The following is a 24,227-nucleotide window of genomic DNA, read 5'->3' as shown; positions in this document are numbered from 1 at the left end:
GACGAGCACTAACGTCCGCACGCCACGTTGATGCGCGGCGCGACGAAGGCCGATGATCATCGTAGTGCTGGCGCCCCACTTTATCTTACCAATCAGGATTGACATTCTTCGCGTTGACTGCTTCTGCGAACTTTTCATTCTAGCGATCTATAGATGTACTGTCATCCAGGATCGTAGTTGCAATAATCAGGACAATGTATACTTTGCGAGCATCGCGGGGAGAGGTAAATGGCAGCAGAAAATTCCGGAACTTTAGCGGTGCTGATTGATGGCGACAATGCTTCGCCGAAGATCGTCGTCGGCCTCATGGCGGAGATCGCCAACTGCGGAACGGCCAGCGTCAAACGCATCTACGGCGACTGGACGGGTCCGAACCTAAAGGGCTGGAAGGAATGCCTGCTCGAATATTCAATCCAGCCTATTCAGCAATTCGCCTATACGACCGGAAAAAACGCGACCGACGGCGCAATGATCATCGACGCCATGGACTTGTTGTATACTGGTCGTTTCTCGGGCTTCTGTATCATCTCCAGTGACAGCGATTTTGCGCGACTGGCGGCGAGAATCCGGGAACAATGCGTCACTGTCTATGGGTTCGGTGGGAGGAAGACGCCTCGTTCCTTCATCACGGCCTGTAATAAATTCGTCTATTTCGACGTCCTCAATGCTCAGGCTGCAGAAGTCGACGAAGCAGCGGCCCCCGCCCAAAAAACCACAGTCCAGGCCAAACCTACGGCTACGAAGGCGCCGTCTAAAAAGGCTGGATTGGATAAAGCGACAAGAGACATGTTGACCAAAGCGATCACCGCAACTTCTGATCAAGACGGTCGAGCAAATCTAGCTGAAGTGGGAGGGCATCTGGTGAAGCAAGCGCCTGACTTCAAACCACGCAAGTACGGCTTCCCCAAGTTGAAGGATCTCGTGAGGTCGTCAGGTATCGTCGATGTAGAGCACGCACCGAATAACCCGAAAACAATCCTAGTTCGCCTTAAGAAGGCGTAAGCCAGCAATAGACGTGAGACCGGGATTGCCCCGCCAGCCGATCGGGCAACGCGTCGCGGACCAGGGAACAAAGTTATCTGGCGAAAGTAAGGGTGCTGAGCCGTGCAGAGGCAAAGCATTGAAGTGCTGCCTCCCAAGCTACTTCAGCATCTCTGCACGGCTCACCGAACAGTAACCCGGCCGCGGCTGAAATTGTTCCCGCTCGCTCTTTTCGCCCAGATCCAGAATCGCCTAAACCTGTCATTGTGGCTGTCGCAAAACTCCCTATCCTGCGATGTTGCAGACGGCGGTAAAATCATTGCCGGTTTGATCTCGCAACGGGAAAGGCAACCATAGCGACATGGAGGAAAAGAAACGCTGGACCAACCATAGTCAGATGTCCGATCCAATCCATCACAGGCCTTTGATGGCGGATTTGCCGAACGGGGTCGGGCGATTGAATGAAATTATTCAAGGCGTGCTCGTTCACGCCGATTGGGCAGCAGAATACGGTCTCGACCAAACAAGGTTGGACGCATCGGCGAGAAAAACATTGCCGATCGCGCAACGCTTCGACGATGTGTTCGCCAGAGATCCTCAGCCGCTCCACTGCCGGCGTCCCGCAGAGAGACGATCCACCGGCACGTGTCGCGATTTTGCACTCGCATTGTCTTCGATCCTTCGCAGCAAAACTGTTCCCGCACGCGTGCGCTGTGGCTTCGCCTCCTACTTCTCGGCAGGATGGGAGGATCATTGGGTTTGTGAATATTGGAGCGCGGCAACCAGACGCTGGCATTTGAGCGACGCGCAAATCGACCGGATGCTGAAAGAGAAAAAACAGATCAAGTTCGACCCAGCCGACGTACCGCGTGACTTTTTCATGCCCGCAGGAGAGGCCTGGCTGAAATGCCGTCGAGAGACGGTCGATCCTCAGGCATTTGGCCACGGTGAGGTGAATGGCCTGTGGTTTGTGAAGATCAATGTCATCAGAGATCACTACGTGCTGAATGGCCGAGAAACCTCCAATTGGGATCGGTGGCGCGAAGCAGATTCTTCTCAAAGGCTGATACGTCCGCAAGACCTGCCGCTGCTGGACAAACTCGCCCGTGATCCCGCGCAGGATTTGATCGAGGTTTTGCCGGACTGGCTGTCATGAGATGCCTGAAGCCGGCTAGGCTTAAAGTCTTTTCGCGCGGTTTAGTGGGATTCATTCCCGCTGCTTGTGGTTGGATCCTCGGTCAAGCGAACTTCAATAACGGAAATCATGCTTGGAAAAAGCTTATCTGATAATCTTCGAATTCACCTGATCTCTCCGGCTGAACAAGCTCTACGACGAATGTACGATCAGGAAATTGCCACCCAAGCTTTGCGATGTAGATTTCGCGCAGGCGTTCGCCCAGGATCGCCAGCTTGTCGCCGGCTACATCCGTGCATGCCGAGTGCTGAATGTCAGCGATGTGAAAATGATTCATCACCCATTCGATAGACTGGCGCGTTGCCTCAGGATTTCGTTCAAAGGATCGCAAGCCCTCCAAATTGAAACCGTCAACGAGAATGTATTTTTCAAACGCGACGAAGCGGGGCCAGAATATCTCTGAATAGCCTACTGCGAGCGAGAAATTTCCGCTGTTGGCGGTCCAGTCCCGGAGGCTGATCCCTCGACCATCATTCCAGGCTGCGAGTTCTGATTTCATACTATCTGGAATGTTCGCCAATCGTGCCCTCCCGGTCATGTAAACGTGCCGAGACCAGAAGAGCCTAACTCGTCGTTTCTTTCAAGGAACGGTGGGAACTCTTGGCGTCCGGTTGCGCCGGAAGCTGCCCACCCCGCCCCGAACCATCGTCATCTTCACTGCGGCCGGCGCTATGCCGTTGGTCAGTGATCTCAAGGAAGGGTCGGCGCGCGCATGTAGCGGGCTGTCGCGTAGACGACCGTCGCTATGATGGCAAGGAGGAAACCAAGACTGGTGGTGACGGTACCGAGGCCGAGGCCGCCATATTCCATCGGCTGGGACAGGAGGTCGCCGAAGGACGCGCCGAGCGGGCGGGTCAGGATGTAAGCCAGCCAGAAGGCGGTAGTGGCATCCAGCCTGAACTTGTAATAGGCCACCGCGATCACCACGATGATGCCGCCAAACAGAAGGCCCGTATTCAGGTAGCCCAGTTCGAAGCGTTCCGCGACCTGGTCGCCGACCGATGTGCCGAGGGCAAAGGTGAACAGGATGGCGAGCCAATAGAAACTCTCGCGCCGTGGTGTCAGGATCGAGTGGATGGAGAGCGTGCGGTCCACCCCGTACCAAATGGCGAAGGTGACGGCGAGCGCAATGCTGAAGCCCACCGTGGTGGTCATCAGCGAGACCCCGAAATTGTCAACGAGGTTATCGGTGACAAGGGTACCCACGACGCTGATCAGGACGACCGTCAGCCAATACGACCACGGAACATACTTGCCCTGGTAGAACTGGATGGCGAGCGCGCAGAGAAACACGCAGGCCATGAAAATCGACGTGGCGGTAAGGCCATAGCCGAGGTTGACGTTGAGAAAGTCTGCTGCGGTCTCCCCCATGGTGACCGCCAGCAGCTTGATCAGCCAGAAGTCGACCGTGACCTCGGGGACGCGGCTGGCAGATTGACTGAATGATGTGCTCATCTTGGTATCTCCTGAGGTCACGGGCGCGGCTTACTTGCCAAGAAGCTTCATGGCGTCCATCAGGAACTGGTCGGCACGCTTGTCGTCATCGGCATTGCAGCGCTCGACCGCCTTGGTTTCCAGCTCGTCGGCCTTCTTCATCACATCGGCCGACACCTTGGCGGTCCCCTTGGCCGCGCGGTATTCCTTCAATACGTCCTCGCACGGGCGCGAGGCTGCATTGGCCTGCGCGACGAAGGCTGCGGAGCCGAGCGTGAGGGCGGTGAAGATCAGTTTGGCGGAACGGTTCATGGTGTTTGTCTCCATTGGTTTGTCGTGCACCTGTCGGGGTACGCTCAAAGCATGGGGCGCAAGGCTTAGGAGAAACTTAGAGCCGCCGGATCAGGCGAGAGGCCATTCGAGAACGACCCGCAGGCCGCGTCCTGCAGGATTGTCCATCAGCCGGATGGTGCCACCGTTGCGGCCGGCCAGATTGCGGGCGATCGCAAGGCCGAGGCCGCTTCCATCTGTTTTAGACGGATCGATACGGTAGAAGCGGTCGAACACGCGCTCGCGCAGTTCGGCTGCAATCCCCGGCCCGTTGTCGGTCACGGAGAGAACCGCGTGATCGTTGCGTGTCAGCACGGCAAGATCCACTTGCCCGTGGTCCGGCGTGTATCGCAGCGCATTGTCAACGACGATATCGAGGATGGCGGCCAGTTCCACGGGGTCGCTCCTGACCACGCAGGGAACCGATTGCACCATGCCGAGATCGATCGCTTTTGCGTCGGCCGCTGCCAGGAACCGGCTCAGGCACTCTTGAAGCGCTTCGCCAAGATGGACTGTGGCCGCCTCGCGGCCGGCCCCCTCGCCGCTCTCGCTGCGAGCCAACCTGAGAAGCTGGGTAGACACCTGTGTCGCCCTGCGCACGCCGGCCTCCAGGTCGGCGACGGCCGCGTCGCGCTCCTCCGGCTGCCCTGCCTGCCTGAGATTATCGATCTGGAGGGAAAGTGCCGTGATCGGTGTCCTGAGCTCATGGGCCGCATCTGCAAGAAAGGCACGCTGTTGCTCCAGCGTGGCGCGGACGCGGTCAAACGCGCGGTTGATCGCCAGCACCAGCGGACGCACCTCCACAGGGGCGTCCTTGACCGAAAGAGGGTCAATGTCCTCCACGACGCGGCTTTCCACCCGGCCGGCCAGGATATGGAGACGCTCCATGATCGCACCCACCAGCCAATAGGCGGCAAGCCATGACAGGGGTATGGCCAGCAGGAACGGCCATGCGGTGTTCCAGGCGGCGTCCGCCGCAAGCTCATCGCGCTCGGCCGTGCGCTGGGCGACCATGACGGTACGGGCTGGATCGCCCTTATCGGTAAAAAGCCGCCACTCCTCCCCATTCGCCAGAAAGGTGGAGAATCCGCCAGAGGCGGGTGGTGGGAAAACCACACGCGGATCGTTCGTTCGGGTCGCTCGCGCATCCGCGAAAGTGATCCTGACAGCCACAATCTCATCGCTGGAGGCTCCCGCGCTCGCCAGAGGTTCAAGACCGCTGCCATCGCCGACCACATGAGCGATCTGCTGGAGCTGGAAGTCCAGGATGCTCCACGCCTCAAGACGTGCGCTGTAATAGGAAAAGGCTGCGGCAAAGGCCGCAAGAGCCGTTAAAAGCGCGGAAAAGACGAGAATGAACGAGCGGCGGAGCGACATGTCAGGCCTTCGGGATCATCCAGCCGGCGCCGCGCACATTGCGGATAACATCCTTATGGAAGCGCTTGCGGATATAATGGATCAGAACGTCAATCGCGTTGCTCTCGATTTCCTCGCCCCAGCCGTAGATACGCTCTTCAAGCTGACTGCGCGAGAGGATCAGACCCGGTCGCTCTGCAAGTGCCCGCAGCAGCGCGAATTCCCGCGCAGACAGGGTTTCCGTTACTTCCCTGAACGTGACAAAATGCGTTGCGAGATCCAGCGTCACCTCTCCCGCCTGAATTAGCGACTGGGTATGCCCGGCCTTGCGGCGCATCACCGCCCGGATACGGGCCAACAGCTCATCGAGCTCGAAAGGTTTCAGCACATAGTCGTCGGCGCCGAGGTCAAGGCCCCTCACACGGCTTGGCAGATCGTCGCGTGCCGTGAGGATTAGTATGGGGACGCCTTTCCCTGCCTTGCGGATCGATTCCAGCACCTGCATGCCATCGATCTGGGGCAGTCCGAGATCCAGCAGGACAACGCCGTATTCCGCGAGGCCGACGGCTTCCAGCGCAGTCTTTCCGTCCGTCACCCAGTCCACGGACATGGCACGCCGCTCCAACCCTTTCAGCAGGGCTTCGGCAATCATCCGGTCATCTTCGACAAGCAACAATCTCATCTATCAAACGTAAGCGGTCTGGTGAAATTTGTCTTCTGCTGACTTGGGCAGACGACAAGCATGAAAACCATAAAGATCGAATTTTCCAGCAGTGCCTTCTGCCGAGGACAGCGGCCTTTATTGTGATCTGTGTTTGGCACACACCATTTTGAGCGAGTTCTATCTGGTTTGAGCGAGTTCTATCTGGCACAAATAGAACGTCGCAAAAGTCAGCGTTTCGCGATCGACTTTGACATCTCGCGGACAACGACGTTTGGACGAGGCCGTCATCGATCGGCTGGCGGCGTCCGGTTCGCCGGAAGCTGCCCACCCGCCCCTCACCTTACCAATCCGTAAGTTGTCGCCCAACTGCCCGCTCAGCTAGATTACCCCCACACCTGCCGGGAATGATCGGGCTGATGCGGATCCTGCTTATCGAGGACGATCGGAAGACGTCCGATTATATCGCCAAGGGCCTTTCCGAGGCAGGCCATGTCTGCGACGTGCTCGGCGACGGCCGCGATGGGCTGTTTCAGGCGCAGCGCGAAGCCTATGACGTCGTCGTCGTCGATCGCATGCTGCCGGGGCTCGACGGGCTGGCGATCGTCCGCTCGCTGCGGGCGGCCAAGGTCGGCACATCGGCGCTGTTCCTGACGTCGATCGGCGGCGTCGACGATCGGGTCGAGGGGCTGGAGGCGGGCGGCGACGATTATCTCACCAAACCCTTTGCCTTCTCCGAGCTTCTGGCGCGCGTCAATGCGCTTGGCCGCCGGCCGCCGGTGCAGGAGCAGAGGACGGTGCTGAAGGTTGCCGATCTCGAGCTCGATCTGATCCGCCGCGAAGCCCGCCGCGCCGGCCAGGTGGTCGAGCTGCAGCCGCGCGAGTTCACCCTGCTCGAGGCGCAGAAGGCTGGCGCGCCTCTGATTCCTCGCCGGGGCAGATCATCGAATATGCCGAGCCGGAATTGAAGTGTTGGATGCCGATGCCCTCGGCCAATCTCGCTCGCATCTCGATGCCCTCCCCCTGGGAAGGCGACGACGCCCAGCAGCTCGATGGGTCGGGGATTTAAGAGATAACACTCATCGATAAAGTCTTCAGCCCGCGCGGATCACCGCGCGGCGTCATCCGCGAGAAGTGTGGCTGACTGACTGCAACGAGCGCGACACGGCCCACTTCGGCCAGCGCTGCCATGAGTTTCAGGTGTTGACATCTATGCAGAGGTTGATGGCTGTTGACCGCTTATTCTGAGTCTACTGTGAATAGCGCACCCACCATAATGAGACTTCGTGTCGCCCTTTTCCGTAATCGAAATAATCCACCGGCAGACCAGCCGCTATCTTAGCATCCGACATCGCCATTCGTTCCGCCATGCATGAGTTATCAAGCATTGCCGAGCGCAATGGCGGGGCCGTCGTGCAATATCTCGGCGATTCCATTTTCGTCATGTGGAATGCCCCGGTCGACGATATCAGCCATGCCGAACATGGTTGGCGATGCGCACTGGCGATGAAAGCGGCGGTCGACGGCTTGAACGAAGCCAATCTCAGCAATGGCCGCCCCGAGCTCCTGACGCGATTCGGATTGCACACCGGCCCGGCCGTCGTCGGCAGCTTCGGGGCGATTTCGCGTCAGCAGTACACGGCGATGGGCGATACGATCAATGTGGCATCACGGCTGGAAGGCATGAACAAGGATCTGAACACATCGATCCTGACAAGCGCCGCCACCCGCGCCGCCGTCGCCGACCGCTTCGACTTTCGCCCCTTCGGCCTGGCCCCGGTCAAGGGACGCGCCGAGAAGGTCGACATATGGGAGCTTGTCGGGGAAATCAGCGACGAGAGCAGATCCTGCGATCGATGAATGACGGCGCAGGTCGAAGCCGATTCAAGATTCACTTTGGAGAGGTAGATGATGGCACGAGTCTTAAGCGATGATCTTCGATTGCGAGTGTTGAAATATGCGGAATTGTGTAGCAACGGAAAGGTGCCCATCATTCCAGCTTCTCGAAGAACCGCCACGGCCGGTTAAGTCCACTAGCTTGCTCCCCCGAAAATCTAAACTCTCGAAGAGGATTTCCATGCAAAGTTCGCGCAAGGACCTGCTGATCGCACTGGCTCTGATAGCTGCGGGCTTCGTAGGCTTTTTTCTTTTTCTCTATCTCACAGGACACGATCCGGACGAGCGTCCATTGACCCTGATCGAATGGGTGATCGGTGGCATCCTGATCGTGCCGGGGTTTGGATATCTCGTGAAGTGGAGACGGGCGAAGGATGGCTAGAGCAATTCCAGAAAAAGCGCGAAGCGGTTTTCCGTCCGGAATTGCGTAAAAACAAAAATTTAGAGCGGTTCTGCGCTTCCGTGAAAAGCTGAACCGCTCTTGCTGCTCAGTTGAGCTCCTGCGCGAGTCCGACAAGAAGCCCCTCAGGCCCGCGGATGTAGCAAAGCCGATAGGACTCCTGATACTGAACGACTTCGCCCACTAGCTCCGCGCCCCGCGCACGCAGTCGTCCAAGCGTCTCGTCGACGTCGTCGACGGTGAACATGGCACGGAGGTAGCCAAGCGCGTTAACCGGGGCATCGCGGTGATCGGCGACGACAGTCGGCCGCAGGAAGCGGGAGAGTTCTAGCCGGCTGTGTCCGTCCGGCGTGCGCATCATTGCGATCTCGACATGCTGATCTCCCAGTCCGGTGACGCGCCCGGCCCACTCTCCCTCAATCGTGGCCCGCCCTTCGAGTTCGAGGCCCAGTTCGCGAAAGAAATCAATCGCCACGTCGAGGTCTTCGACGACGATCCCTACGTTGTCCATCCGCTTGAGCGCCATGCTTGTACTCTCCCCCTTGTCGTTCGATTTCCTTCCAGGACGTGCATGGGCCATCGCTCCCGACATCGCTATCAGAATCTTTAGGGAAAATGTCTGGAAGGATCGATCGGGCGCGCACTCTGCAATTCCGAACAATAAAAAAGGCCGGGCGAAACGCACCGACCTTCTCAACATCGCTCTTCACACCAGTGCCAGTACATCCGTGGTCAAGGGCAGATTAACGACTTCGGCGTCGCGAACGCTCCTGTGGAGCACTCACCAGCGATGCCGATGGGCAGTATGTAGCCGCTGATTGTGTTCAATTCAAGTCCACAGCGTCAAGTTATGCCGGACTAGGTCCTGTTGACAAAGTTCTCCATCATCGAATTCCAGCGAGAGCGTGGGAAACGGGTCGGCGCGCAGAGCTTCGAGACGCTCGGTCGTGCGGCGACCTGACGCAGAGCGCGCATGTGCCTTCGTTCGGCGTAGTCCGCCCCGAACAGCAAGAAGTCACGGACGAACGCATTCATCTTGCCGAGCACACGCTGGATCGTGCGGCCCGAAATCTTGCAGACGCCGTCCTCGTCGACGACGAGGACGCGGAGATGATGATAATCGCCTCCGGGCTTCACGAGCCTCGTCATGATGCTCCCGGTGCTCTCCCAGTCGCCGCTGTTCGAAACCGCGGTCTGTGCCGCCTCCTCGATGAGCTTGCTGACGACGGTTCCGTACCGGGCGGAGCGGTTACAGCTATCGATCGCCGTCGTCCGTCCGCCGGGCAGCGAAGCCGCCGCATACCAGTCCGCCGCCCGGATCTACGTCGGCGGCCGCCGCTTCGAATCCGGCAGGGTTGTCGACTTCTCGAAGGAAAAGCCCCAGTCGGCGCTTGAACGAAGTTTGTTGGAATGCGTTTACCGCGGTATTCATGAAAGGAAAATCCCATGAACAAGCTCATGATGACCGCAGCCGCAGCTACCCTCGGCGTCGTTCCCTCGTTCGTCCCGGCAGCAGAGGCTGCCAGCCAGCCCAAGCAACCGAAGCATGCCGCTCAGCAGGTCGTAAATACACCGAAGACCCGTCTTGGAACCCTGTCTTGCGAAGTCGCAGGTGGCGTCGGCATGGTCCTCGGTTCGAGCAAGGCGATCGACTGCAGCTTCAAGCAGAAGACCGGCAAGGTTGAGCACTACACCGGTACGATCGGAAAGCTCGGCCTTGATATCGGCGTAACCGGCAAATCGTACCTTAGCTGGGTCGTCGTCAATACTGCCCCTACGCGCGTAGGCGACGGCGCCCTTGCGGGTACCTATGTCGGCGCGTCAGCCAGTGCGTCCGTCGGCGTCGGCCTCGGTGCCAACGCGCTGGTGGGAGGAAATGCGAAAAACTACGCATTGCAACCACTCAGCGGTGAAGCCGGAACCGGCCTGAATGTGGCTGCAGGCGTCTCCCGTCTCCAGCTTAAGGCTGCGCGGCAGCGCTAGGAATTGCCTAAAACGCGAATCTAGGAGTTGCGTGAAGCGGCCAAGGGTGCTTGCCTCCTTTAGCCCATAGCGGACATGGGCTAAAGCACTTTTCTCTCATTTTCCAATGACATCATCTATAATTGCGCCGAATCGCCGGGATACCAGCATATGACAAGTTCAGCCCGCTCCGCCGAAGGTCGCGCCCGCTTTGAAAATGTGCAACGGGCGGTCCGCCTATCGGCAAGACTTAGCGCGATCGGCTTCGACGATCTTCCCGGCCTGCGCTCCGCCTTTGAAGAGCTAGTAGGAAAGCCAGTGGGCGATCGGTTCATGGTGATCCCTCCTTTCTCGACCGACTGCGGCTTGAACATAAGCGTGGGAGCCAACGTCTTCATCAACCAGGGTTGCCACTTCATGGATATGGGCGGCATCGCTATCGGCGATGACGTAATGATAGGGCCGAAGGTAACCATTGTTTCCGCGGGACACCCTGTGTCTCCTTCGAAGCGTCGAAACGGTATCACTGCGGCACCTGTCATCATTGGCAAGAATGTCTGGATCGGCGCTGCGGCTACCATCCTCCAAGGCGTCACCATTGGTGAGAATGCCGTAATTGCAGCCGGTGCAGTGGTTAGTCGAAGCGTCCCGGCGAACTCTATGGTAGCCGGGGTGCCAGCCCGAGTGATCAAGCATCTGTAGTCGAGCCTCTCGCCATGTCCGACATTGGCCCAAACCGGGCTTCCTTCTCAATGCAGCTGGCCGCAATCAGTCCCTCGTGGTTTGAGTGTGAATAGGCCTCGAACATTGACCCTTTACTTGTCTTCACGCCCGTAGTTGATGGCCCCTTGAATAGGTGGCATCATCATGAGCATGGGTTTAGACCGCAAACAGCAGGTACGCGGGACGACGCCGCCGTCAGTAGAGCAGCAGAAACCTCGAATTTCGAACGATAAAACACGGCGGCGCGAACCCGCCCCGTGCTTCTTCTCACACAGTCCACTCTGAAAAGCCCTGCCATTCCAGGCCAACCGCATCGGGCAGAATTCTTGATTTTTGCACGATACCGTCAACCCCCCTTATCAGTTTGGCGACGGTTGAGAGAGAGCTGAACGACCATCGCCTCGCTCGTCGAGACCTGCAAACTCAACGGCGTTGATCCGCTGGCCTATCGGACCGCCACGCTCACCGCCATCGTCAACGGCCACAGACAGAGCCGGATCGATCAACTGCTGCCAGATTCCTGTCGCAGGACCGCTGAAGATCATGAGGTTGCGGCAGGACGCCCGCGGTCATGCGTGCCGCCATACCTTGATTGCGGAAATCACCAGGATCACAGCAAGGGCAGGCAGCAGCACGACACTCGGGACGATGCCGAGGAGCTGTCCGCCGATAAACGCGCCAAGGATCGATCCAAGGGCCATGACGAGCAGGAACATACGGTTGCTTCTGATGACGGCAAAGCTTTGGTCACGGCTGTAGCGGGTAAAGCCGACGACCATCGTCGGCAGGCTGACAGCCAGGGAAAGGCTACCTGCGAGCTTGATGTCTGCGCCGAAGAGAAGAATGAGGGTTGGAATCAGAAGCTCGCCGCCCGCGACCCCGAGCAGGGATGCCACGATACCAATCACGAGCCCCGCGACCACGCCTGCTATGATCTGCGCAGTCCCCGTCACAAGGGCCGACCCGGCTGAGATGTCGTGACCTAACACCAGCACGCCCGCGATCATGAGCAGCAAGATGGCGATCACCTTGTAGAGCGTCTCGGACTTCAGTCGCGTCGCCCAGCCCGCGCCGAGCCAGGCACCCGCGAGACTTCCGGCCAGGAGGTTGACGATGATTGGCCAATGCGCCGCAATCTGGTCGAAAGGAACCGTCGCCGCCCGAAATGGCAGAGCGAATGCTACGACGACTAGGCTCATGGCCTTGTTGAGGATCACCGCCTCCAACGCTGCAAAGCCGAACGGAGCGATCAGAAGGGGCAGACGGAATTCTGCTCCTCCAAGTCCGATCAGGCCACCAAGGGTGCCGATAGCCGCTCCGCAGATAAACGCCGCTGGCCGATTGCTGGAAAGGTCCTTCAAGGCGGGATCGGCCATGGCGTTATGTTCTCAAGGAAATCACGGGCCATGACCTATGACCCGGAAGCCGCGCATCGACAAGGGTAGCATGGCGCGTGTCACCGCGAGTGGCGCATGGCAAACCTGCGAACCATGCGGCGCCCAGAACATGAGTTTCTCGGTCAACCTGCCTATGTCGCCGAGTGCGCTCTTCACGTCATCCGTCTCTGTACATATGTAAGTATCCTGACTTTTGCGGCGAGAATTGTTGTGATTTTCATCGCAAAAATGGCACTGGATGAATTCAGTGCCAGATAACCTTGAAAGCCACACCCCATGACGACCGTGATCCGCCCCATCGCTTCGCCGGACGAGGCACAATGGCTGCCGCTCTGGCAAGGCTATCTGCGCTTCTACCGCCACCGCCTGCCGGAGGAACTCACGTCGCTCGCCTTTTCGCGCCTGGTCGATCCCGGATGCCAGCCGCATGGGCTGGTGGCCGAGCGCGACGGCGCTCTGATCGGGTTTGCCCATTATCTGTTCCATCCATCGACCTGGGCAGCCAACGACGTCTGCTATCTCGAGGATTTGTTCGTTTCGCCTGAGGCGCGCGGCAGTGGCGCCGGGCGGGCCCTGATCAAGGCGGTCTACGACTACGCCGATGCGTCCGGCGCGGCCACCGTCTATTGGATGACGCAGGAGTTCAACGCCGATGGTCGTGCGCTCTACGATACGCTGGCGCGACGCACCTCTTTCATCCGCTACGAACGCTGACAGAGCCGTGCCGGATGCCGGCGGGCGTCAGCGAGGTGAAATCGACAGCGATGCCGATATTCATGCCTGGGCGCTCGCGCGGGATGATCGGATTGCATGTCCTGTCGAAGCTGTTCCGGGACGCGGGTGGGCTGTGGCTCTACCGACGTGATCCCGGCCAAATCGTCGAATACGACCGGGATGCTGGCCCTGAACACGTACCAAGCTTGCGAGGAACCTGACCATGACATGTCATATCTGCACCGCCTGCGGCACTCAGTTCGGCGAAAGCACGGAGCCACCCTCTGCCTGTCCCGTTTGCGAAGATGATCGACAGTTCGTGCCGCCATCAGGTCAGGCATGGACGAACATGGCGGTCATCGGCTCGACCCATAAAATACTCTGGACCGAGGAAGCCAAGGGCCTTCACTCTCTTCAGATGTCACCAGAGTTCGGGATCGGCCAGCGAGCCTTCCTCATCGAAGGCCCCGACGGCAATATTCTGTGGGACTGCCTCAGCCTGCTGGACGAGACCAGCATCACGAAAATTGCTGCCATGGGCGGCCTTGCGGCCATCGCGATTTCGCACCCGCATTTCTATTCGTCGATGATGGCGTGGAGTGAAGCCCTTGGCGACGTGCCTGTCTATGTCCACGCCGATGATAGCCAATGGGTGCGGAGATCAGGGCCGGCACTCAGCCCATGGACGGGCGAAATCTTCGAATTGAACCAGGCGACCCTGGTCCGCTGCGGCGGCCATTTCGCCGGCAGTTCGGTGCTCTATTGCCCCTGGCTGGAAGACGGACGGGGTGCGCTGTTTGCTGGTGACACAATGCAGGTAACCCTCGATCGCAGATATGTCAGCTTCATGCGCAGTTATCCGAACCTCATACCGTTAAATGCGCGCGCGGTGAAAGGCATAGGAGAAGCGGTGCGTCCCTTCCGGTTCGAGGCGATCTATGGAGGATTTTCAGGCAGGACGATCAAACGCGAAGGATCGCATGTCGTGGAGCGATCAATCGCGAGATACATCCGGGCGATCGAGGCCGACCCACAACAGGACTAGGCCGTGAACCCATAAGTCTTGATGACCGCCCTGGGTGGAACCCGTCATGCAAATCGACTAGTCGTAGTCCATGCTTAAGTTTGTAGAACAACAGCTCGGCCAAGGTTGGGTCGCCGAGCCAAATGCGCCAGAGCCTCAGGTTTCAGTTGCAGGCCCCTCGGTCAACGTCTGTTTCCGCTCGTATAGGCCCGTGCAAGACAGAAAACCGTCGGGTATTCTCAGGGCTTTGAACCTATTTTCGAAGGCCGGTCCGAAGTTTGATGAGACATGGGGCACTCTAAGCTTCATTGGTTGCAGCCGGTGGCGCTGGGACGACACCAACGATCATGAATGGTATAAGGTAGATGGCCATGGTCGCTACAGTGGCATAGCCCCGCGTTGGGGCGAGTTCTATGAGTTAGTTGGCCACGACACGATCCGCGATGCCGTGCCTTGGGAGACAATCCGGGCAGACACCGCTAACTCCCGACATTTCCTCTATTATTTTCGCGACGAAACGCTTGAGTTCATGGCCGAGGAGTGGTCTTTCATCCCTAGCCTGACGGTCTAATTTTGCGTTCGTTTGGAGCTGAGACTTTCCTGTAGTAGCGGAACCTGATTCAGATTCCAGGATGAGCCGCTATGATCTAACCGACGTTGAATGGCGCGTAGTTGCGCGGATTTTACGAGCTTGGGTTTAAGCGCCATCTCTCTCGCTCATTGAGCAAGCCGCCCCAAGGCTGCCACCATGACGGACGGCAACTTCGCGCAGTAGCGCGTTATATCTACACGATTATGCATCCGTTTCTTCAGGCTGGACTACGGAGACCATCACCGTCGTCCAGATAGCGAGCCTTCAAGTTATTGGCGACCGATAGATAATAGTTTCGAGCAGTGGCGTTCATTTGGCGCTCCCCTAGCTCGCGCAGCGCTTTCATCTTGACTGTCATCGCCGCGCGGTTGCCGGGCTCGAGGTCGAGCAGATAGTCCGCTTGCTCTGCAGCCCACTGAAACTCACCGGCTGCGAGCGCCGCTTCAGCACTTTCCAGCATTTTGGCGGAGCCGCCCGACATCGCTACGAGTTTTCCCGCTCGCTCTTTCGCAGGAAGGGGCCAAATATTGGTTGGGTTACCATCGAACCAGCCTGCATTGTGGCAATAAATGCCACGGATCGACCACGGCACGGTCCCATAGAATTCCTGCAGGTAGGGATGCTGCGCTAGCTCTTCAGGCAACTTGATTTGCTGTACCAGCTCATCAGGGGTCATACCCTTGGCAATGCCTTCCATCGTCTTTTCGTACACGAACTTGATGGCATCCCGATAAGCCGTCAGTGCGTTGCGAGCATCGGCCGCATTCTCGATCACACCCATGTGGCCCGGTACAATAAAATCCGCTTCGAGCGAGAGCAGCTTGTCCAAGCTCTCGATCCACTTATCTGCCGGGCGCGTCGGCAGGCCGCGCAACGGAGCGATATTCGGAAAAGTCTTCAGCAAGACATCGCCGGCGATGAGTACCTTTTGCTCCGGGAGCCATACCGAAATGTTGTCGTCCGCTTCCCCAGGGGTCAAAATCGGTTGAAGTGCGATACCTGCGATAGTGATAGGTTTCTCATCACCATCGAACGTATTGGTCGGCGGCAAAAAACCTTGGCGGGTATGAGGCATCGTCCTGCCGTATTCCAACTGCGTGCCCGCGTTGATGAAGTCCTCGGCCGGAAGATGCATGCCGAAGGCATCGCCTCCATCGCGCTGACCGCGACCCATGCTGGGTGTCGCAGAACGCAAAAGCTCGTGGCTATAAATTCCTGGGTTTTCATTGCCCGCGAACACAGTCGCACCGCCCGTATGGTCGGGGTGATTATGGGTATAGATGATCGCCTTGACGGGACGAACGAGGTGAGAACCAAACGCCTCTACGATGGCCGTCGCATCAACAGGATTGGCGGCGGTGTCGACGATAATCGAACCTCCCCGGCCGGCAATCAAGGTGACGTTGCTCGCCGAGTAGCCGATGGCGGCATATACCCCGTCGGTGACGTGGACGACGCGTGGCCGAAATTCCTCCGAATGGGCAATCAGCTTCTCCCTACCAATGAACTCGTCTTGAGAGCCGGTTTGGAGTGTAGGTTTAATGGTCATGGCATCCCGTTTCCGTCTGTCGTCGCGAAGGCATCTTACTAATCGGGGGCCTGAGGTCGAGAACTTCATGGCCGCAATTGAACCTATAGAGCCTTTGGAAACATATACCCTGCGGGATAATTCCACGGCAGGAGGCCCTGACTGAGCAGGGCCCCCGCACCTTACCAATCCGTAAGTTGTGGCCAAGCCGGCGCCTCGGCTAAATTGCCCGCTCCAGGCATGTCGGGAACGATCGGGCCGATGCGAATCCTGCTTATCGAGGACGATACCAAGACGTCCGACTATATCGCCAAGGGCCTTTCCGAGGCAGGCCACGTCTGTGACGTGGTCGGCGACGGCCGCGATGGGCTGTTTCAGGCGCAGCGCGAGGCCTATGACGTCATCGTCGTCGATCGCATGCTGCCGGGGCTCGATGGGCTGGCGATCGTTCGCTCGCTCCGGGCTGCCAAGATCGGCACATCGGCGCTGTTCCTGACGTCGATCGGCGGCGTCGACGACCGGGTCGAAGGGCTGGAGGCGGGCGGCGACGATTATCTCACCAAGCCTTTCGCCTTCTCCGAGCTGATGGCGCGCGTCAATGCGCTTGGCCGCCGGCCGCCGGTGCAGGAGCAGAAGACGGTGCTGAAGGTTGCCGATCTCGAGCTCGATCTGATCCGCCGCGAAGCCCGCCGCGCCGGCCAAGTGATCGAGCTGCAGCCGCGTGAGTTCGTCCTGCTCGAAGTGCTGATGCGCGGCGAAGGCCGGGTCATCACCAAGACGATGCTTTTGGAGCGGGTCTGGGATTTCCACTTCGATCCGAAGACCAGCGTCGTCGAGACCCATATCAGCCGCTTGAGGGCCAAGGTCGACAGACCGTTCCAAGCCCAGCTTCTGCACACGGTCCGCAACACCGGATACAGCCTGCATGCGCCGCGTTAGAACATGATGGCTCCCAACCCCACAGGATTTTTGGCATCGTTCTCCAGCCTGCGCCGGAGCACGCCGTTCCGGCTTGCCGTCACCTTCGGCTTGCTCTTCGTCGTCACCTTCTTCTTGAGCGGCGCGATCATCTATCACATGCTGGACCTTGGCCTCTCCCGCGATCTCGAACAGTCGCTCACCGAGATGAATTCGCTGATCGTTTCGACCTACGAGCCCGGTGACACCGGGGATCTCGTCAACACGCTGAACAATTATGCGAGCTTCCAGTCGACCTCCGACGGGCTTTATTCGCTGACCGACCATGCCGGCAAGAAGCTCGCCGGCAATTTCGCCGCACCGCCCATCCCGAACGGCGTCTATACCGTCAGCTCGGGCGATGTCGGGCTGAAGGGGCATGAACGCTACCGGATGCAGGTGTCGACGATCGGCCCCTACAGCCTGGTGGTCGGCGACAACTTCAACGATGTCGACGAGATGCTGAGGATCGTGCTTGAAAGTTTCGAATGGGCCGCGGCGATCGTCGTGGCGACGGCGATCGGCGGCGGCGCCTTTCTCGCCGTTCGCGCCCAGGCGCGGCTGGACAGGGTGGCCAACACCATGAACGACGTGTCCCACGGCGCGCTCGACGCCCGCATTCCGATCAGCGGCAACGGCGACGATCTGGATACGGTGGCGATCCAGATCAACGCGGCGCTGGTGCGGCTGCAGACCTTGGTCGAGAGCATGCGGCAGGTGAGCACCGATATCGCCCATGATCTGAAAACGCCGCTGAACCGGCTGCGGCTGACGCTCGATGCCGCGGTGGCGGGCAATGACCGGCAGGCGGATGTGTCGGTCCTTCTCGACGAAGCGAGAAACGAGAGCGACCGGATCAACGCCACTTTCGAGGCGCTGCTGCGCATTTCCCAGATCGAGGCCGGCGCCCGCAAGGAGCGTTTCCAGCCGACCGATCTCGATGCCGTGCTTGCGGTGATTTCCGAGGTCTATGTCGACGTCGCCGAAGATGCGCAGAAGTCGCTGCGGATAACGGCGCGCGCTCCCGCCATCATCCGCGGCGACCGCGATCTGCTGACCCAGATGATCGCCAACCTGGTGGAGAATGCGATCAACCACTGCCCGGCTGGAACGGTGATCACGGTTTCGCTGCGCCGTGAGCACGATCGCGCCATCCTCTCGGTCGCCGATACCGGCCCCGGCATTCCCGCCGGCGAAAGGGACAAGGTCTTCCGACGGCTCTATCGGCTGGACAAGAGCCGGACGACGCCCGGAAGCGGGCTCGGGCTCAGCCTCGTCAAGGCGATCGCCGAGCTGCATGCGGCCGAGATCACCATGGGAGACAGTCAACCCGGCCTCATCGTCTCGATCGCCTTCCCCCTACTCTCGGGAGAACGATCCTGACCGCTCATCCCGGCGAGCGATCCTGACCTTTCATCCCGGGTGAGCGGTCCCGACCGCTCACCCTCGACACCGCGAGGCGGCTGAAGCGGGCTGCAAAGCGGCGTATTTCGGCAGCAGTGCGATAGGGCAGAACGCTCCACGGCCGGCGGCGGCCAAGCCGGTAGGCCGAAAGCCCTGACTGGATCTGCGAGCTGGCATCCGCCCTCTGGCTGACCGGCAGCGGATCGACGAAGCAGGCGCTTAAGCCCTCGTCGAATTCCAGGTCGAAGGCGAGATCATAGGGCAGCCGCATCGGCAGCAGCGCGCCGACCATCCAGCCGGCCGCCTTGCGGTTGATCAGATAGGCGCCGGAGCCCTTCTCGCGGGTCAGCGCGATGGCGAGCGAGCGCGATGCCGTCAGCGGCGCCACTTGGTGCTTGCGCCCGGTGTTGACGGTGGAGAGACGCAGGATGTCCCAGCGCTCCTTATGCTGAAGGGCAGCCTCCACCACATCGGCGAGGTCATCGTCGAAATCGAGGTCGTCTTCCAGAATGAGGGCGAATTCGGCATCGCCGGAGAGGAAGCGCCAGGCGCATTCGACGTGGCTGAGATAGCAGCCGATCTCGAAAAGGTTCGGCCGGCGGCCATGCCGGCTCAGATAGGAGGCTTCGTCGAAATCCGGATGCGGCAGGCTGAGCGTTGCGCCATCCACCGCCGCCACCCGCTCGAAGGCAAGGCCGATGCCGGAAAGCAGGCGCTCCATGCGAAACCGCCGCAATGGCGCCCGGTCGAGATTGATCAGATAGGTGTTGACCCGCAGACTGACCGGATGGATCGCCGGCATCAGGGCGGCAGGTGTAGCGCGCATGTTCATGAGAAATCTGGCCTTCGACTTGGCAATGACTGCGCCAAACCTGCGCTCGAAATCTCACCGGCACCTCGCCGGGGCTATACATTTTCGTAAGGTGGCAAGGGTTCGAGTGTGGGGCGGCTGACGTGCGGGCGCCTGCACCCGGACGAGACATCCGGCGGCGGTTCCCAGACGGCAGACTTTGCTAAGCGACAAGAAGACGGTTGCCGCGATCCGGATCGCCGATCCTCAATCGGATTTGCAGCCCTTGGAAATCCCGCCGATTCAAGACAGACTCGTCCCGCTCTAACTCTTGGGGACAATCTGATGGAAAACCACGAGCCGTTTTTACGCGAGGCGATTGCCCTCTCGAAATCCGCGATGGACCGAGGCGACGAACCATTCGGCTCGGTGCTGGTGAAGGACGGCGAGATCATCCTGCGCGCCGAAAACAGCGTCTTCACCGGCCACGATATGACGAACCACGCCGAGATGAACCTGGTTAAATCTGCGGCGCAGCACTACGACACCGGTTTTCTCGCCGACTGCACGCTCTACACCAGCACGGAGCCGTGCGCGATGTGCTCCGGGGCGATTTACTGGTCGGGCATCGGGCGTATGGTGTTTGCGTGCTCCGAAGCCCGGCTTGGCGAGATCGCCGGGATCGGATTGAACGTGCCGAGCCGGGCGATCCTGCAAACCGGCGCGCGCATCGTCACCGTGGTTGGCCCGACGAACCTCGAAGACGAAGCCGCCGAAGTGCATCAGGAATTCTGGCCGAAGCATCTGGGCAAGGTTTAGCCTCAGCTGGAAGTTTGGCGAAACCGCGCCCCCAACCTCCGCCTGGGATCCATGTCCGCCGCTGACGGATGCCGCCGTGGATCCTCGGGTCAAGCCCGAGGAGGACGGAGTGTGGGGTGAGCTTTGGGGCAAATAGCATCGGGAATGGCGGGAGAGGCAACGTAAAGACTGCGGTTCACATCCAACGCCGACGCGCCATCCGTTGCGCAGGCCGGGAGTTTGGCGAAAACACATCCCCAATCTCCGTCATCCCAGGCCTTGAGCCTGGGATCCATGCCCGCCGCCGACGGAGCCCGCCGTGGATCCTCGGGTCAAGCCCGAGGAGGACGGAGCGTGGGGTGAGCTTTGGGATAAATACACTGTTGTGTCAGGACATGGGCGGCAATGAGCCGAAGCGGTCAGTGAAGAAGGGGAAAATCTTGGCCGAGAATGATTATGATGCCTTCGCGGCGGCTTATGACGCGGATAATGAGGTCAATGCCTGGAATGCCTATTACGAGCGGCCGGCCATTCTTGCCTTGGTCGGCGAGGTCGCCGGGCTTTCGGTGCTCGATGCGGGATGCGGCGGCGGGGCGCATGCGGCAGAGCTGATTGCGCGCGGGGCAGATGTCACCGGGATCGATTGCAGCGCCGGCATGCTGCAGATCGCGCAACGTCGCCTCGAGGGGCGGGCGCGCCTGCTACAGGCGGATCTGAGCGTTGCATTGCCGTTCGAGGATCAGGCGTTCGAGCTGATCCTCGCCTCGCTGGTGCTGCATTATCTGCCGGACTGGTCGGGGCCGCTCATGGAATTCAACCGGCTGCTGCCGCAAGGCGGCCGCCTGGTTTTCTCGACACACCATCCCTTCATGGATCACCCGTCGAGCGGCCGCGACAATTATTTCGAGACCTACAGTTTTGACGAGACCTGGCAGCGCGGCGAAAAGCAGATCGCCATGCGCTTCTGGCATCGGCCGCTGCACGCCATGTTCGACGCACTCAAAACGGCTGGATTTCAGATCGACATCGTCAGCGAGCCGCAGCCAGATCCTGGCGCCCGGACGCTATTCCCTGAGGCCTATCGGAGCCTGACGATGACGCCGCGGTTCCTGTTCTTTTCGGTGGTGAAAACATGACGATGTGGATGATAAAAATTTTCCCTCCGCTCGGGAACAACAGCCTCCGCCAATCGTAAGTATGATGGGCCGTGCGGAGGTGCGTCATAACACAGCCATGCACTTCGATACTCTGTGCGGCCCACTCCTGCCCCACCCCCAGTGATCCTCACCCCACCTCGCCCAGATGGCGTTGGACCCACTTTGTCTCTTCCGATGCGGTGCGGCCGAAATGGCGTTTGAAGTCGCGGCTGAATTGGGCCGGGCTGGCGTAGCCGACGGAGGCTGCGACCTCGGCGATCGTGCGCGTCTGGCGGGCGATCATCAACCGTGCTTCGTGGAGGCGGATCGCTTTGACATATTGCATCGGGCTGCTGCCGGTCAGTTCCTTGAAGTGGACATGGTAGGAGGGAATGCTCATGCCCACCTCCTTGGCCAGATCGGCGACCGCGATCTCGCAGCCAAAGTTTTCCCGCAACCAGGCGAGGCTCCGGATGATCTTTCCGGATCTGCCTTTTTGCTGCAGCGCCGCGATCATCGCGCCGCCTTGCGGCCCGACCAGCACCCGGTAGTGCAGTTCACGCAGCAGGCCGGCGCCGAGCACGGCGACGTCGGCGGGGCTGCGAAGCGCCGTCAGCAGCCGCAGCAGGACATCCTCGATATCGCCAGCCATCCGGCTCGACACCAGACTTTTCGGCGCGTCGCTTCTCAGTTCGGCGTGTTTTTCCACCTGCAGGGCGATCTCGGCCGCCATCTGCATGTCGAACTCGACATAGACGGCCAGCAACGGTCGCTCGGCGCTGGCCGTCGACTTCATCCGGAAGGGAACGGGCAGCGACACCGCCAGATAATGGTCCTCATCGTAAGCGAAGACTTCCCCTTCGAGGATGCCCTGCTTGCTGCCCTGCAGGACGAAAACCGCGCCTGGCTTGTAGAGCACCGGCACGTCGTCGAGCACCGCTTCGGTCCGCAAGATGCGGACGGAGCCAAGCGCCATCGGATTGTAACCATGGCGGGGCGCGAGCGCTGCGGCCAGCTCGACCATTTCTCGCCGCCTCGACGGGTTTCGATCGTTGATAGGATTTGGCAACATATTCAAACAATCCGCCATCGAAGCACCGATCGCTTCATATTATTTGTCAAACACCCGCAATCAAGGAGTGTTTGCAGATCATGTCGAAAAAGACCTTCTTCATCACCGGCGCCAATTCCGGCTTCGGGCTGGCCATTGCGACGGCGGCGGTCGCGGCCGGCCACAGGGTGATTGGCACCGTTCGCTCGGAGGCCTCACGCGCAGCGCTCGCCGCAGCCCTGCCTGCCCTGCGGCCGGTCCTCTGCGATGTCACCGAGTTCGACCGTATCGCTGACGTGGTCGGCCAGGCGGAGGACGCGCATGGGCCGGTCGACGTGCTGATCAACAATGCCGGCTACGGCCATGAGGGCGTGCTCGAGGAGTCGCCGATCGAAGAGATGCGGCGTCAGTTCGAGGTGAATGTCTTCGGCGCGGTGGCGGTGGCCAAGGCGTTTCTTCCGAGGTTCCGCGCCCGACGCAAGGGGTTCATCGTCAACGTCACCTCGATGGGCGGGATGATCACCATGCCCGGCATCGGCTATTACTGCGGCAGCAAGTTTGCGCTGCAAGGCATATCGGAGGTGATGCGCTCGGAAATGGCGCCGTTCGATGTGCATGTGACGACGCTCTGCCCCGGCTCGTTCCGAACCGACTGGGCCGGTCGATCGATGGTCCGCACGGAGCGGACGATCGCCGATTACGATGGCCTGTTCGATCCGATCCGCCAGGCGCGGCAGGCGGTCAGCGGCAAGCAGCTCGGCGATCCCGCCAAACTGGCCGCCGCCGTCCTGGCGCTGGTGGAATCCGACACGCCACCGCCGCAACTTCTGCTCGGCAGCGATGCGCTGAAGCATGTGACGGGCAGGATCGCCCGCCTCAGCCAGGAGATCGAAGCATGGAAGCCTGTCACCCTCTCGACCGATGGGTGACAGGAAGGAAGGCGGCAAGTGCACCCGGCGCCCCGGATATTTGGGCCAAGACTTACGACGCCTTGCGCTTTGCGAAGCCGAATGTCTTTCGCAGACTGCTGTCGACCGCGTTTGCCGGCATGAACCGGCGCAGCCGGCTGAGAAGCGTCGCCTGGCCACCGGCCGGTTGACGCATTTTGTATGGACCGTTGATTGCGGCGAGGATTTTCTCGGCGACTGCCAGTGGCGACGGCGCGGTTTTGATCTGGGCCTGTACCGCCTTGATGGTCGCGTCGGCCTGCGTGGCGTAAGCGCCCAGGGGCGCTGCGGTTTGGGCCGCGTTTACATCGAGCTTGGTGTTGGTAAAGGTCGGTTCAACCAGCACGACGCGCACGTTGAACTCTCGGATCTCATGGTCCAGCGACTCCGACAGTCCTTCGAGTGCATGCTTGCTGCTGGCATATAATCCCATGAACGGGGCCGGCAGGAAGCCGAGGACCGAGCTGATATTGATGATCAGACCGCTCCGAGCGGCGCGCATGGAGGGCAAGGCCGCGCGGATCATGCGCAGAGGGCCGAAAACATTGGTATCGAAGACCGCTTGAGCTTCGGCAGGCGACGTGTTCTCGACCGGGCCGACCAGCGAAACGCCGGCATTGTTGATCAGGATGTCGATCCTGCCTGCCTCGGACAAAACCCATTGAACGAAATCGGAGACCGAGGCGTCATCGGTCACGTCGGCAGTCCCATAACGCACGCCGGGAATGGCATTGACGCGCTGCGGGTTACGCACGCCGCCAAACACCTGGAAGCCGTTTTGGGCAAGAAGACGGGCCGAGCTTCGCCTATTCCGGAGGATGCCCCGGTGATGACGACAACTTTATTTTGAGACATGGATGCTCCTGGTTGGGCGCGAGTGGTTGATTGCGGGCTTCGCTAGAAAGGTCGGACTTTTCACCCTGTCGGCAAAGGACAGCAGAACCTGGCATC

At 59.9% G+C, this 24,227-nt stretch carries 25 protein-coding genes and 4 pseudogenes; 17 read left to right on the top strand and 12 right to left on the bottom strand.

Annotated features, from left to right (window positions below):
- Positions 1–228 precede the first annotated feature (228 nt).
- Together HJB82_RS20200 and HJB82_RS20195 are read left to right on the top strand one after the other, a co-directional pair.
- Positions 229–1,002, top strand: coding sequence for an NYN domain-containing protein (locus HJB82_RS20200; protein ID WP_221141171.1), 774 nt, complete (start codon positions 229–231; stop codon positions 1,000–1,002).
- A gap of 340 nt (positions 1,003–1,342) precedes the next feature.
- The gene (locus tag HJB82_RS20195; protein WP_221141169.1) at positions 1,343–2,137 is read left to right on the top strand and encodes a transglutaminase domain-containing protein; all 795 of its coding nucleotides are present in this window, start codon (positions 1,343–1,345) and stop codon (positions 2,135–2,137) included.
- Between the two features lie 106 nt (positions 2,138–2,243).
- Here the strand turns inward: HJB82_RS20195 and HJB82_RS20190 are convergent, their stop codons facing one another.
- The 5 genes from HJB82_RS20190 to HJB82_RS20170 form a co-directional block, all read right to left on the bottom strand.
- A complete protein-coding gene (locus tag HJB82_RS20190; protein WP_221141166.1) occupies positions 2,244–2,696 on the bottom strand; it encodes a hypothetical protein in 453 nt (150 codons plus the stop codon).
- A gap of 170 nt (positions 2,697–2,866) precedes the next feature.
- Positions 2,867–3,631: a hypothetical protein gene (locus HJB82_RS20185; RefSeq protein WP_221141164.1), complete on the bottom strand. Its 765-nt coding sequence runs from the start codon at positions 3,629–3,631 to the stop codon at positions 2,867–2,869.
- A gap of 30 nt (positions 3,632–3,661) precedes the next feature.
- Complete coding sequence (locus HJB82_RS20180; protein WP_207583326.1) at positions 3,662–3,922, bottom strand: hypothetical protein; 261 nt, start codon at positions 3,920–3,922, stop codon at positions 3,662–3,664.
- 90 nt (positions 3,923–4,012) lie between these two features.
- A complete protein-coding gene (locus HJB82_RS20175) occupies positions 4,013–5,317 on the bottom strand; it encodes a HAMP domain-containing sensor histidine kinase (protein WP_221132195.1) in 1,305 nt (434 codons plus the stop codon).
- A gap of 1 nt (position 5,318) precedes the next feature.
- Positions 5,319–5,978, bottom strand: a complete 660-nt coding sequence (locus HJB82_RS20170; RefSeq protein ID WP_221141162.1) for a response regulator transcription factor — start codon at positions 5,976–5,978, stop codon at positions 5,319–5,321.
- A 398-nt stretch (positions 5,979–6,376) separates the two neighbouring features.
- On the opposite strand from HJB82_RS20170, the pseudogene HJB82_RS20165 reads away from it, so the two are divergent.
- From HJB82_RS20165 to HJB82_RS20155, 3 genes and pseudogenes are all read left to right on the top strand, one after another.
- Positions 6,377–6,871, top strand: a pseudogene (locus HJB82_RS20165) (response regulator transcription factor); the annotation flags it as partial.
- Positions 6,872–7,334: 463 nt separating this feature from the next.
- Positions 7,335–7,817: pseudogene (locus HJB82_RS20160) on the top strand (adenylate/guanylate cyclase domain-containing protein); the annotation flags it as partial.
- Positions 7,818–8,034: 217 nt separating this feature from the next.
- Positions 8,035–8,235: a hypothetical protein gene (locus HJB82_RS20155; RefSeq protein WP_207583323.1), complete on the top strand. Its 201-nt coding sequence runs from the start codon at positions 8,035–8,037 to the stop codon at positions 8,233–8,235.
- Positions 8,236–8,341: 106 nt separating this feature from the next.
- On the opposite strand, the gene HJB82_RS20150 is transcribed toward HJB82_RS20155, so the two are convergent.
- Both HJB82_RS20150 and HJB82_RS20145 read right to left on the bottom strand, forming a co-directional pair.
- Positions 8,342–8,779 carry a VOC family protein gene (locus tag HJB82_RS20150; RefSeq protein ID WP_207583322.1) on the bottom strand — a complete coding sequence of 146 codons (438 nt, stop codon included), beginning with the start codon at positions 8,777–8,779 and terminating at the stop codon, positions 8,342–8,344.
- Positions 8,780–9,111: 332 nt separating this feature from the next.
- The gene (locus tag HJB82_RS20145; protein WP_221116977.1) at positions 9,112–9,402 is read right to left on the bottom strand and encodes a hypothetical protein; all 291 of its coding nucleotides are present in this window, start codon (positions 9,400–9,402) and stop codon (positions 9,112–9,114) included.
- Here HJB82_RS20145 and HJB82_RS20140 point away from each other — a divergent pair.
- The 4 genes and pseudogenes from HJB82_RS20140 to HJB82_RS20125 form a co-directional block, all read left to right on the top strand.
- Positions 9,401–9,703 (top strand): hypothetical protein, encoded by a 303-nt coding sequence (locus HJB82_RS20140; protein ID WP_221116976.1) that lies wholly within the window; start codon positions 9,401–9,403, stop codon positions 9,701–9,703. The two genes, HJB82_RS20145 and HJB82_RS20140, sit on opposite strands and share 2 nt — an antisense overlap.
- The gene (locus tag HJB82_RS20135; RefSeq protein WP_207583320.1) at positions 9,700–10,236 is read left to right on the top strand and encodes a DUF992 domain-containing protein; all 537 of its coding nucleotides are present in this window, start codon (positions 9,700–9,702) and stop codon (positions 10,234–10,236) included. The genes HJB82_RS20140 and HJB82_RS20135 overlap by 4 nt, the downstream gene beginning before the upstream one ends.
- A 150-nt stretch (positions 10,237–10,386) precedes the next feature.
- Complete coding sequence (locus HJB82_RS20130) at positions 10,387–10,917, top strand: sugar O-acetyltransferase (RefSeq protein WP_207583319.1); 531 nt, start codon at positions 10,387–10,389, stop codon at positions 10,915–10,917.
- A 416-nt stretch (positions 10,918–11,333) separates the two neighbouring features.
- Positions 11,334–11,453: pseudogene (locus tag HJB82_RS20125) on the top strand (transposase domain-containing protein); the annotation flags it as partial.
- Between the two features lie 54 nt (positions 11,454–11,507).
- On the opposite strand, the gene HJB82_RS20120 reads toward HJB82_RS20125, so the two are convergent.
- Positions 11,508–12,314, bottom strand: coding sequence for a sulfite exporter TauE/SafE family protein (locus tag HJB82_RS20120; RefSeq protein ID WP_207583318.1), 807 nt, complete (start codon positions 12,312–12,314; stop codon positions 11,508–11,510).
- A 297-nt stretch (positions 12,315–12,611) separates the two neighbouring features.
- On the opposite strand from HJB82_RS20120, the gene HJB82_RS20115 reads away from it, so the two are divergent.
- The 3 genes from HJB82_RS20115 (at position 12,612) to HJB82_RS20105 (ending at position 14,644) form a co-directional block, all read left to right on the top strand.
- Entirely contained in the window at positions 12,612–13,049 is a 438-nt protein-coding gene (locus HJB82_RS20115; protein ID WP_207583317.1) for a GNAT family N-acetyltransferase, read from the top strand.
- Positions 13,050–13,272: 223 nt separating this feature from the next.
- Positions 13,273–14,094 (top strand): MBL fold metallo-hydrolase, encoded by an 822-nt coding sequence (locus HJB82_RS20110; RefSeq protein ID WP_207583316.1) that lies wholly within the window; start codon positions 13,273–13,275, stop codon positions 14,092–14,094.
- 70 nt (positions 14,095–14,164) lie between these two features.
- The gene (locus tag HJB82_RS20105) at positions 14,165–14,644 is read left to right on the top strand and encodes a hypothetical protein (protein WP_207583315.1); all 480 of its coding nucleotides are present in this window, start codon (positions 14,165–14,167) and stop codon (positions 14,642–14,644) included.
- A 238-nt stretch (positions 14,645–14,882) separates the two neighbouring features.
- On the opposite strand, the gene HJB82_RS20100 is transcribed toward HJB82_RS20105, so the two are convergent.
- On the bottom strand, positions 14,883–16,214 hold the full coding sequence (locus HJB82_RS20100; protein WP_221141160.1) for an alkyl/aryl-sulfatase: 1,332 nt from the start codon (positions 16,212–16,214) through the stop codon (positions 14,883–14,885).
- A gap of 240 nt (positions 16,215–16,454) precedes the next feature.
- Here HJB82_RS20100 and HJB82_RS20095 point away from each other — a divergent pair, with 240 nt between their 5' ends.
- Complete coding sequence (locus HJB82_RS20095) at positions 16,455–17,132, top strand: winged helix-turn-helix domain-containing protein (protein ID WP_207583313.1); 678 nt, start codon at positions 16,455–16,457, stop codon at positions 17,130–17,132.
- A gap of 3 nt (positions 17,133–17,135) precedes the next feature.
- Positions 17,136–18,533 (top strand): HAMP domain-containing sensor histidine kinase, encoded by a 1,398-nt coding sequence (locus HJB82_RS20090; protein ID WP_207583312.1) that lies wholly within the window; start codon positions 17,136–17,138, stop codon positions 18,531–18,533.
- Positions 18,534–18,537: 4 nt separating this feature from the next.
- Here HJB82_RS20090 and HJB82_RS20085 read toward each other — a convergent pair whose 3' ends face one another.
- Positions 18,538–19,386, bottom strand: coding sequence for a glycosyltransferase family 25 protein (locus tag HJB82_RS20085; protein WP_221141158.1), 849 nt, complete (start codon positions 19,384–19,386; stop codon positions 18,538–18,540).
- Positions 19,387–19,689: 303 nt separating this feature from the next.
- Between HJB82_RS20085 and HJB82_RS20080 the strand changes: the two genes are divergently transcribed.
- Together HJB82_RS20080 and HJB82_RS20075 are read left to right on the top strand one after the other, a co-directional pair.
- A complete protein-coding gene (locus HJB82_RS20080; RefSeq protein WP_221141156.1) occupies positions 19,690–20,163 on the top strand; it encodes a nucleoside deaminase in 474 nt (157 codons plus the stop codon).
- Positions 20,164–20,582: 419 nt separating this feature from the next.
- A complete protein-coding gene (locus tag HJB82_RS20075) occupies positions 20,583–21,278 on the top strand; it encodes a class I SAM-dependent methyltransferase (RefSeq protein ID WP_221141154.1) in 696 nt (231 codons plus the stop codon).
- Between the two features lie 148 nt (positions 21,279–21,426).
- Here HJB82_RS20075 and HJB82_RS20070 read toward each other — a convergent pair whose 3' ends face one another.
- Positions 21,427–22,350, bottom strand: coding sequence for an AraC family transcriptional regulator (locus HJB82_RS20070; protein WP_221141152.1), 924 nt, complete (start codon positions 22,348–22,350; stop codon positions 21,427–21,429).
- An 80-nt stretch (positions 22,351–22,430) separates the two neighbouring features.
- Here HJB82_RS20070 and HJB82_RS20065 point away from each other — a divergent pair, with 80 nt between their 5' ends.
- Positions 22,431–23,258 carry an oxidoreductase gene (locus HJB82_RS20065; RefSeq protein WP_221141150.1) on the top strand — a complete coding sequence of 276 codons (828 nt, stop codon included), beginning with the start codon at positions 22,431–22,433 and terminating at the stop codon, positions 23,256–23,258.
- Positions 23,259–23,310: 52 nt separating this feature from the next.
- Here the strand turns inward: HJB82_RS20065 and HJB82_RS20060 are convergent.
- A pseudogene (locus HJB82_RS20060) lies at positions 23,311–24,131 on the bottom strand (oxidoreductase).
- Positions 24,132–24,227 lie beyond the last annotated feature (96 nt).

Source organism: Rhizobium sp. NZLR10, assembly GCF_019685125.1.
Taxonomy (GTDB): domain Bacteria; phylum Pseudomonadota; class Alphaproteobacteria; order Rhizobiales; family Rhizobiaceae; genus Rhizobium.
The sequence above is the reverse complement of the archived record's forward strand: the minus strand, read 5'-3'. Positions and strand labels throughout refer to the sequence as shown.

Bases quoted from the DNA above. Each gene is read 5' to 3' on its own strand.
- HJB82_RS20110 (WP_207583316.1), top strand. From the start codon at position 13,273: ATGACATGTCATATCTGCACCGCCTGCGGCACTCAGTTCGGCGAAAGC.
- HJB82_RS20135 (WP_207583320.1), top strand. From the start codon at position 9,700: ATGAACAAGCTCATGATGACCGCAGCCGCAGCTACCCTCGGCGTCGTT.
- HJB82_RS20130 (WP_207583319.1), top strand. From the start codon at position 10,387: ATGACAAGTTCAGCCCGCTCCGCCGAAGGTCGCGCCCGCTTTGAAAAT.
- HJB82_RS20120 (WP_207583318.1), bottom strand. From the start codon at position 12,314: ATGGCCGATCCCGCCTTGAAGGACCTTTCCAGCAATCGGCCAGCGGCG.
- HJB82_RS20105 (WP_207583315.1), top strand. From the start codon at position 14,165: ATGCTTAAGTTTGTAGAACAACAGCTCGGCCAAGGTTGGGTCGCCGAG.
- HJB82_RS20070 (WP_221141152.1), bottom strand. From the start codon at position 22,350: ATGTTGCCAAATCCTATCAACGATCGAAACCCGTCGAGGCGGCGAGAA.
- HJB82_RS20155 (WP_207583323.1), top strand. From the start codon at position 8,035: ATGCAAAGTTCGCGCAAGGACCTGCTGATCGCACTGGCTCTGATAGCT.
- HJB82_RS20100 (WP_221141160.1), bottom strand. From the start codon at position 16,214: ATGACCATTAAACCTACACTCCAAACCGGCTCTCAAGACGAGTTCATT.
- HJB82_RS20150 (WP_207583322.1), bottom strand. From the start codon at position 8,779: ATGGCGCTCAAGCGGATGGACAACGTAGGGATCGTCGTCGAAGACCTC.
- HJB82_RS20115 (WP_207583317.1), top strand. From the start codon at position 12,612: ATGACGACCGTGATCCGCCCCATCGCTTCGCCGGACGAGGCACAATGG.
- HJB82_RS20200 (WP_221141171.1), top strand. From the start codon at position 229: ATGGCAGCAGAAAATTCCGGAACTTTAGCGGTGCTGATTGATGGCGAC.
- HJB82_RS20085 (WP_221141158.1), bottom strand. From the start codon at position 19,386: ATGAACATGCGCGCTACACCTGCCGCCCTGATGCCGGCGATCCATCCG.
- HJB82_RS20145 (WP_221116977.1), bottom strand. From the start codon at position 9,402: ATGACGAGGCTCGTGAAGCCCGGAGGCGATTATCATCATCTCCGCGTC.
- HJB82_RS20195 (WP_221141169.1), top strand. From the start codon at position 1,343: ATGGAGGAAAAGAAACGCTGGACCAACCATAGTCAGATGTCCGATCCA.
- HJB82_RS20090 (WP_207583312.1), top strand. From the start codon at position 17,136: ATGATGGCTCCCAACCCCACAGGATTTTTGGCATCGTTCTCCAGCCTG.
- HJB82_RS20170 (WP_221141162.1), bottom strand. From the start codon at position 5,978: ATGAGATTGTTGCTTGTCGAAGATGACCGGATGATTGCCGAAGCCCTG.
- HJB82_RS20065 (WP_221141150.1), top strand. From the start codon at position 22,431: ATGTCGAAAAAGACCTTCTTCATCACCGGCGCCAATTCCGGCTTCGGG.
- HJB82_RS20140 (WP_221116976.1), top strand. From the start codon at position 9,401: ATGATGCTCCCGGTGCTCTCCCAGTCGCCGCTGTTCGAAACCGCGGTC.
- HJB82_RS20180 (WP_207583326.1), bottom strand. From the start codon at position 3,922: ATGAACCGTTCCGCCAAACTGATCTTCACCGCCCTCACGCTCGGCTCC.
- HJB82_RS20185 (WP_221141164.1), bottom strand. From the start codon at position 3,631: ATGAGCACATCATTCAGTCAATCTGCCAGCCGCGTCCCCGAGGTCACG.
- HJB82_RS20080 (WP_221141156.1), top strand. From the start codon at position 19,690: ATGGAAAACCACGAGCCGTTTTTACGCGAGGCGATTGCCCTCTCGAAA.
- HJB82_RS20095 (WP_207583313.1), top strand. From the start codon at position 16,455: ATGCGAATCCTGCTTATCGAGGACGATACCAAGACGTCCGACTATATC.
- HJB82_RS20175 (WP_221132195.1), bottom strand. From the start codon at position 5,317: ATGTCGCTCCGCCGCTCGTTCATTCTCGTCTTTTCCGCGCTTTTAACG.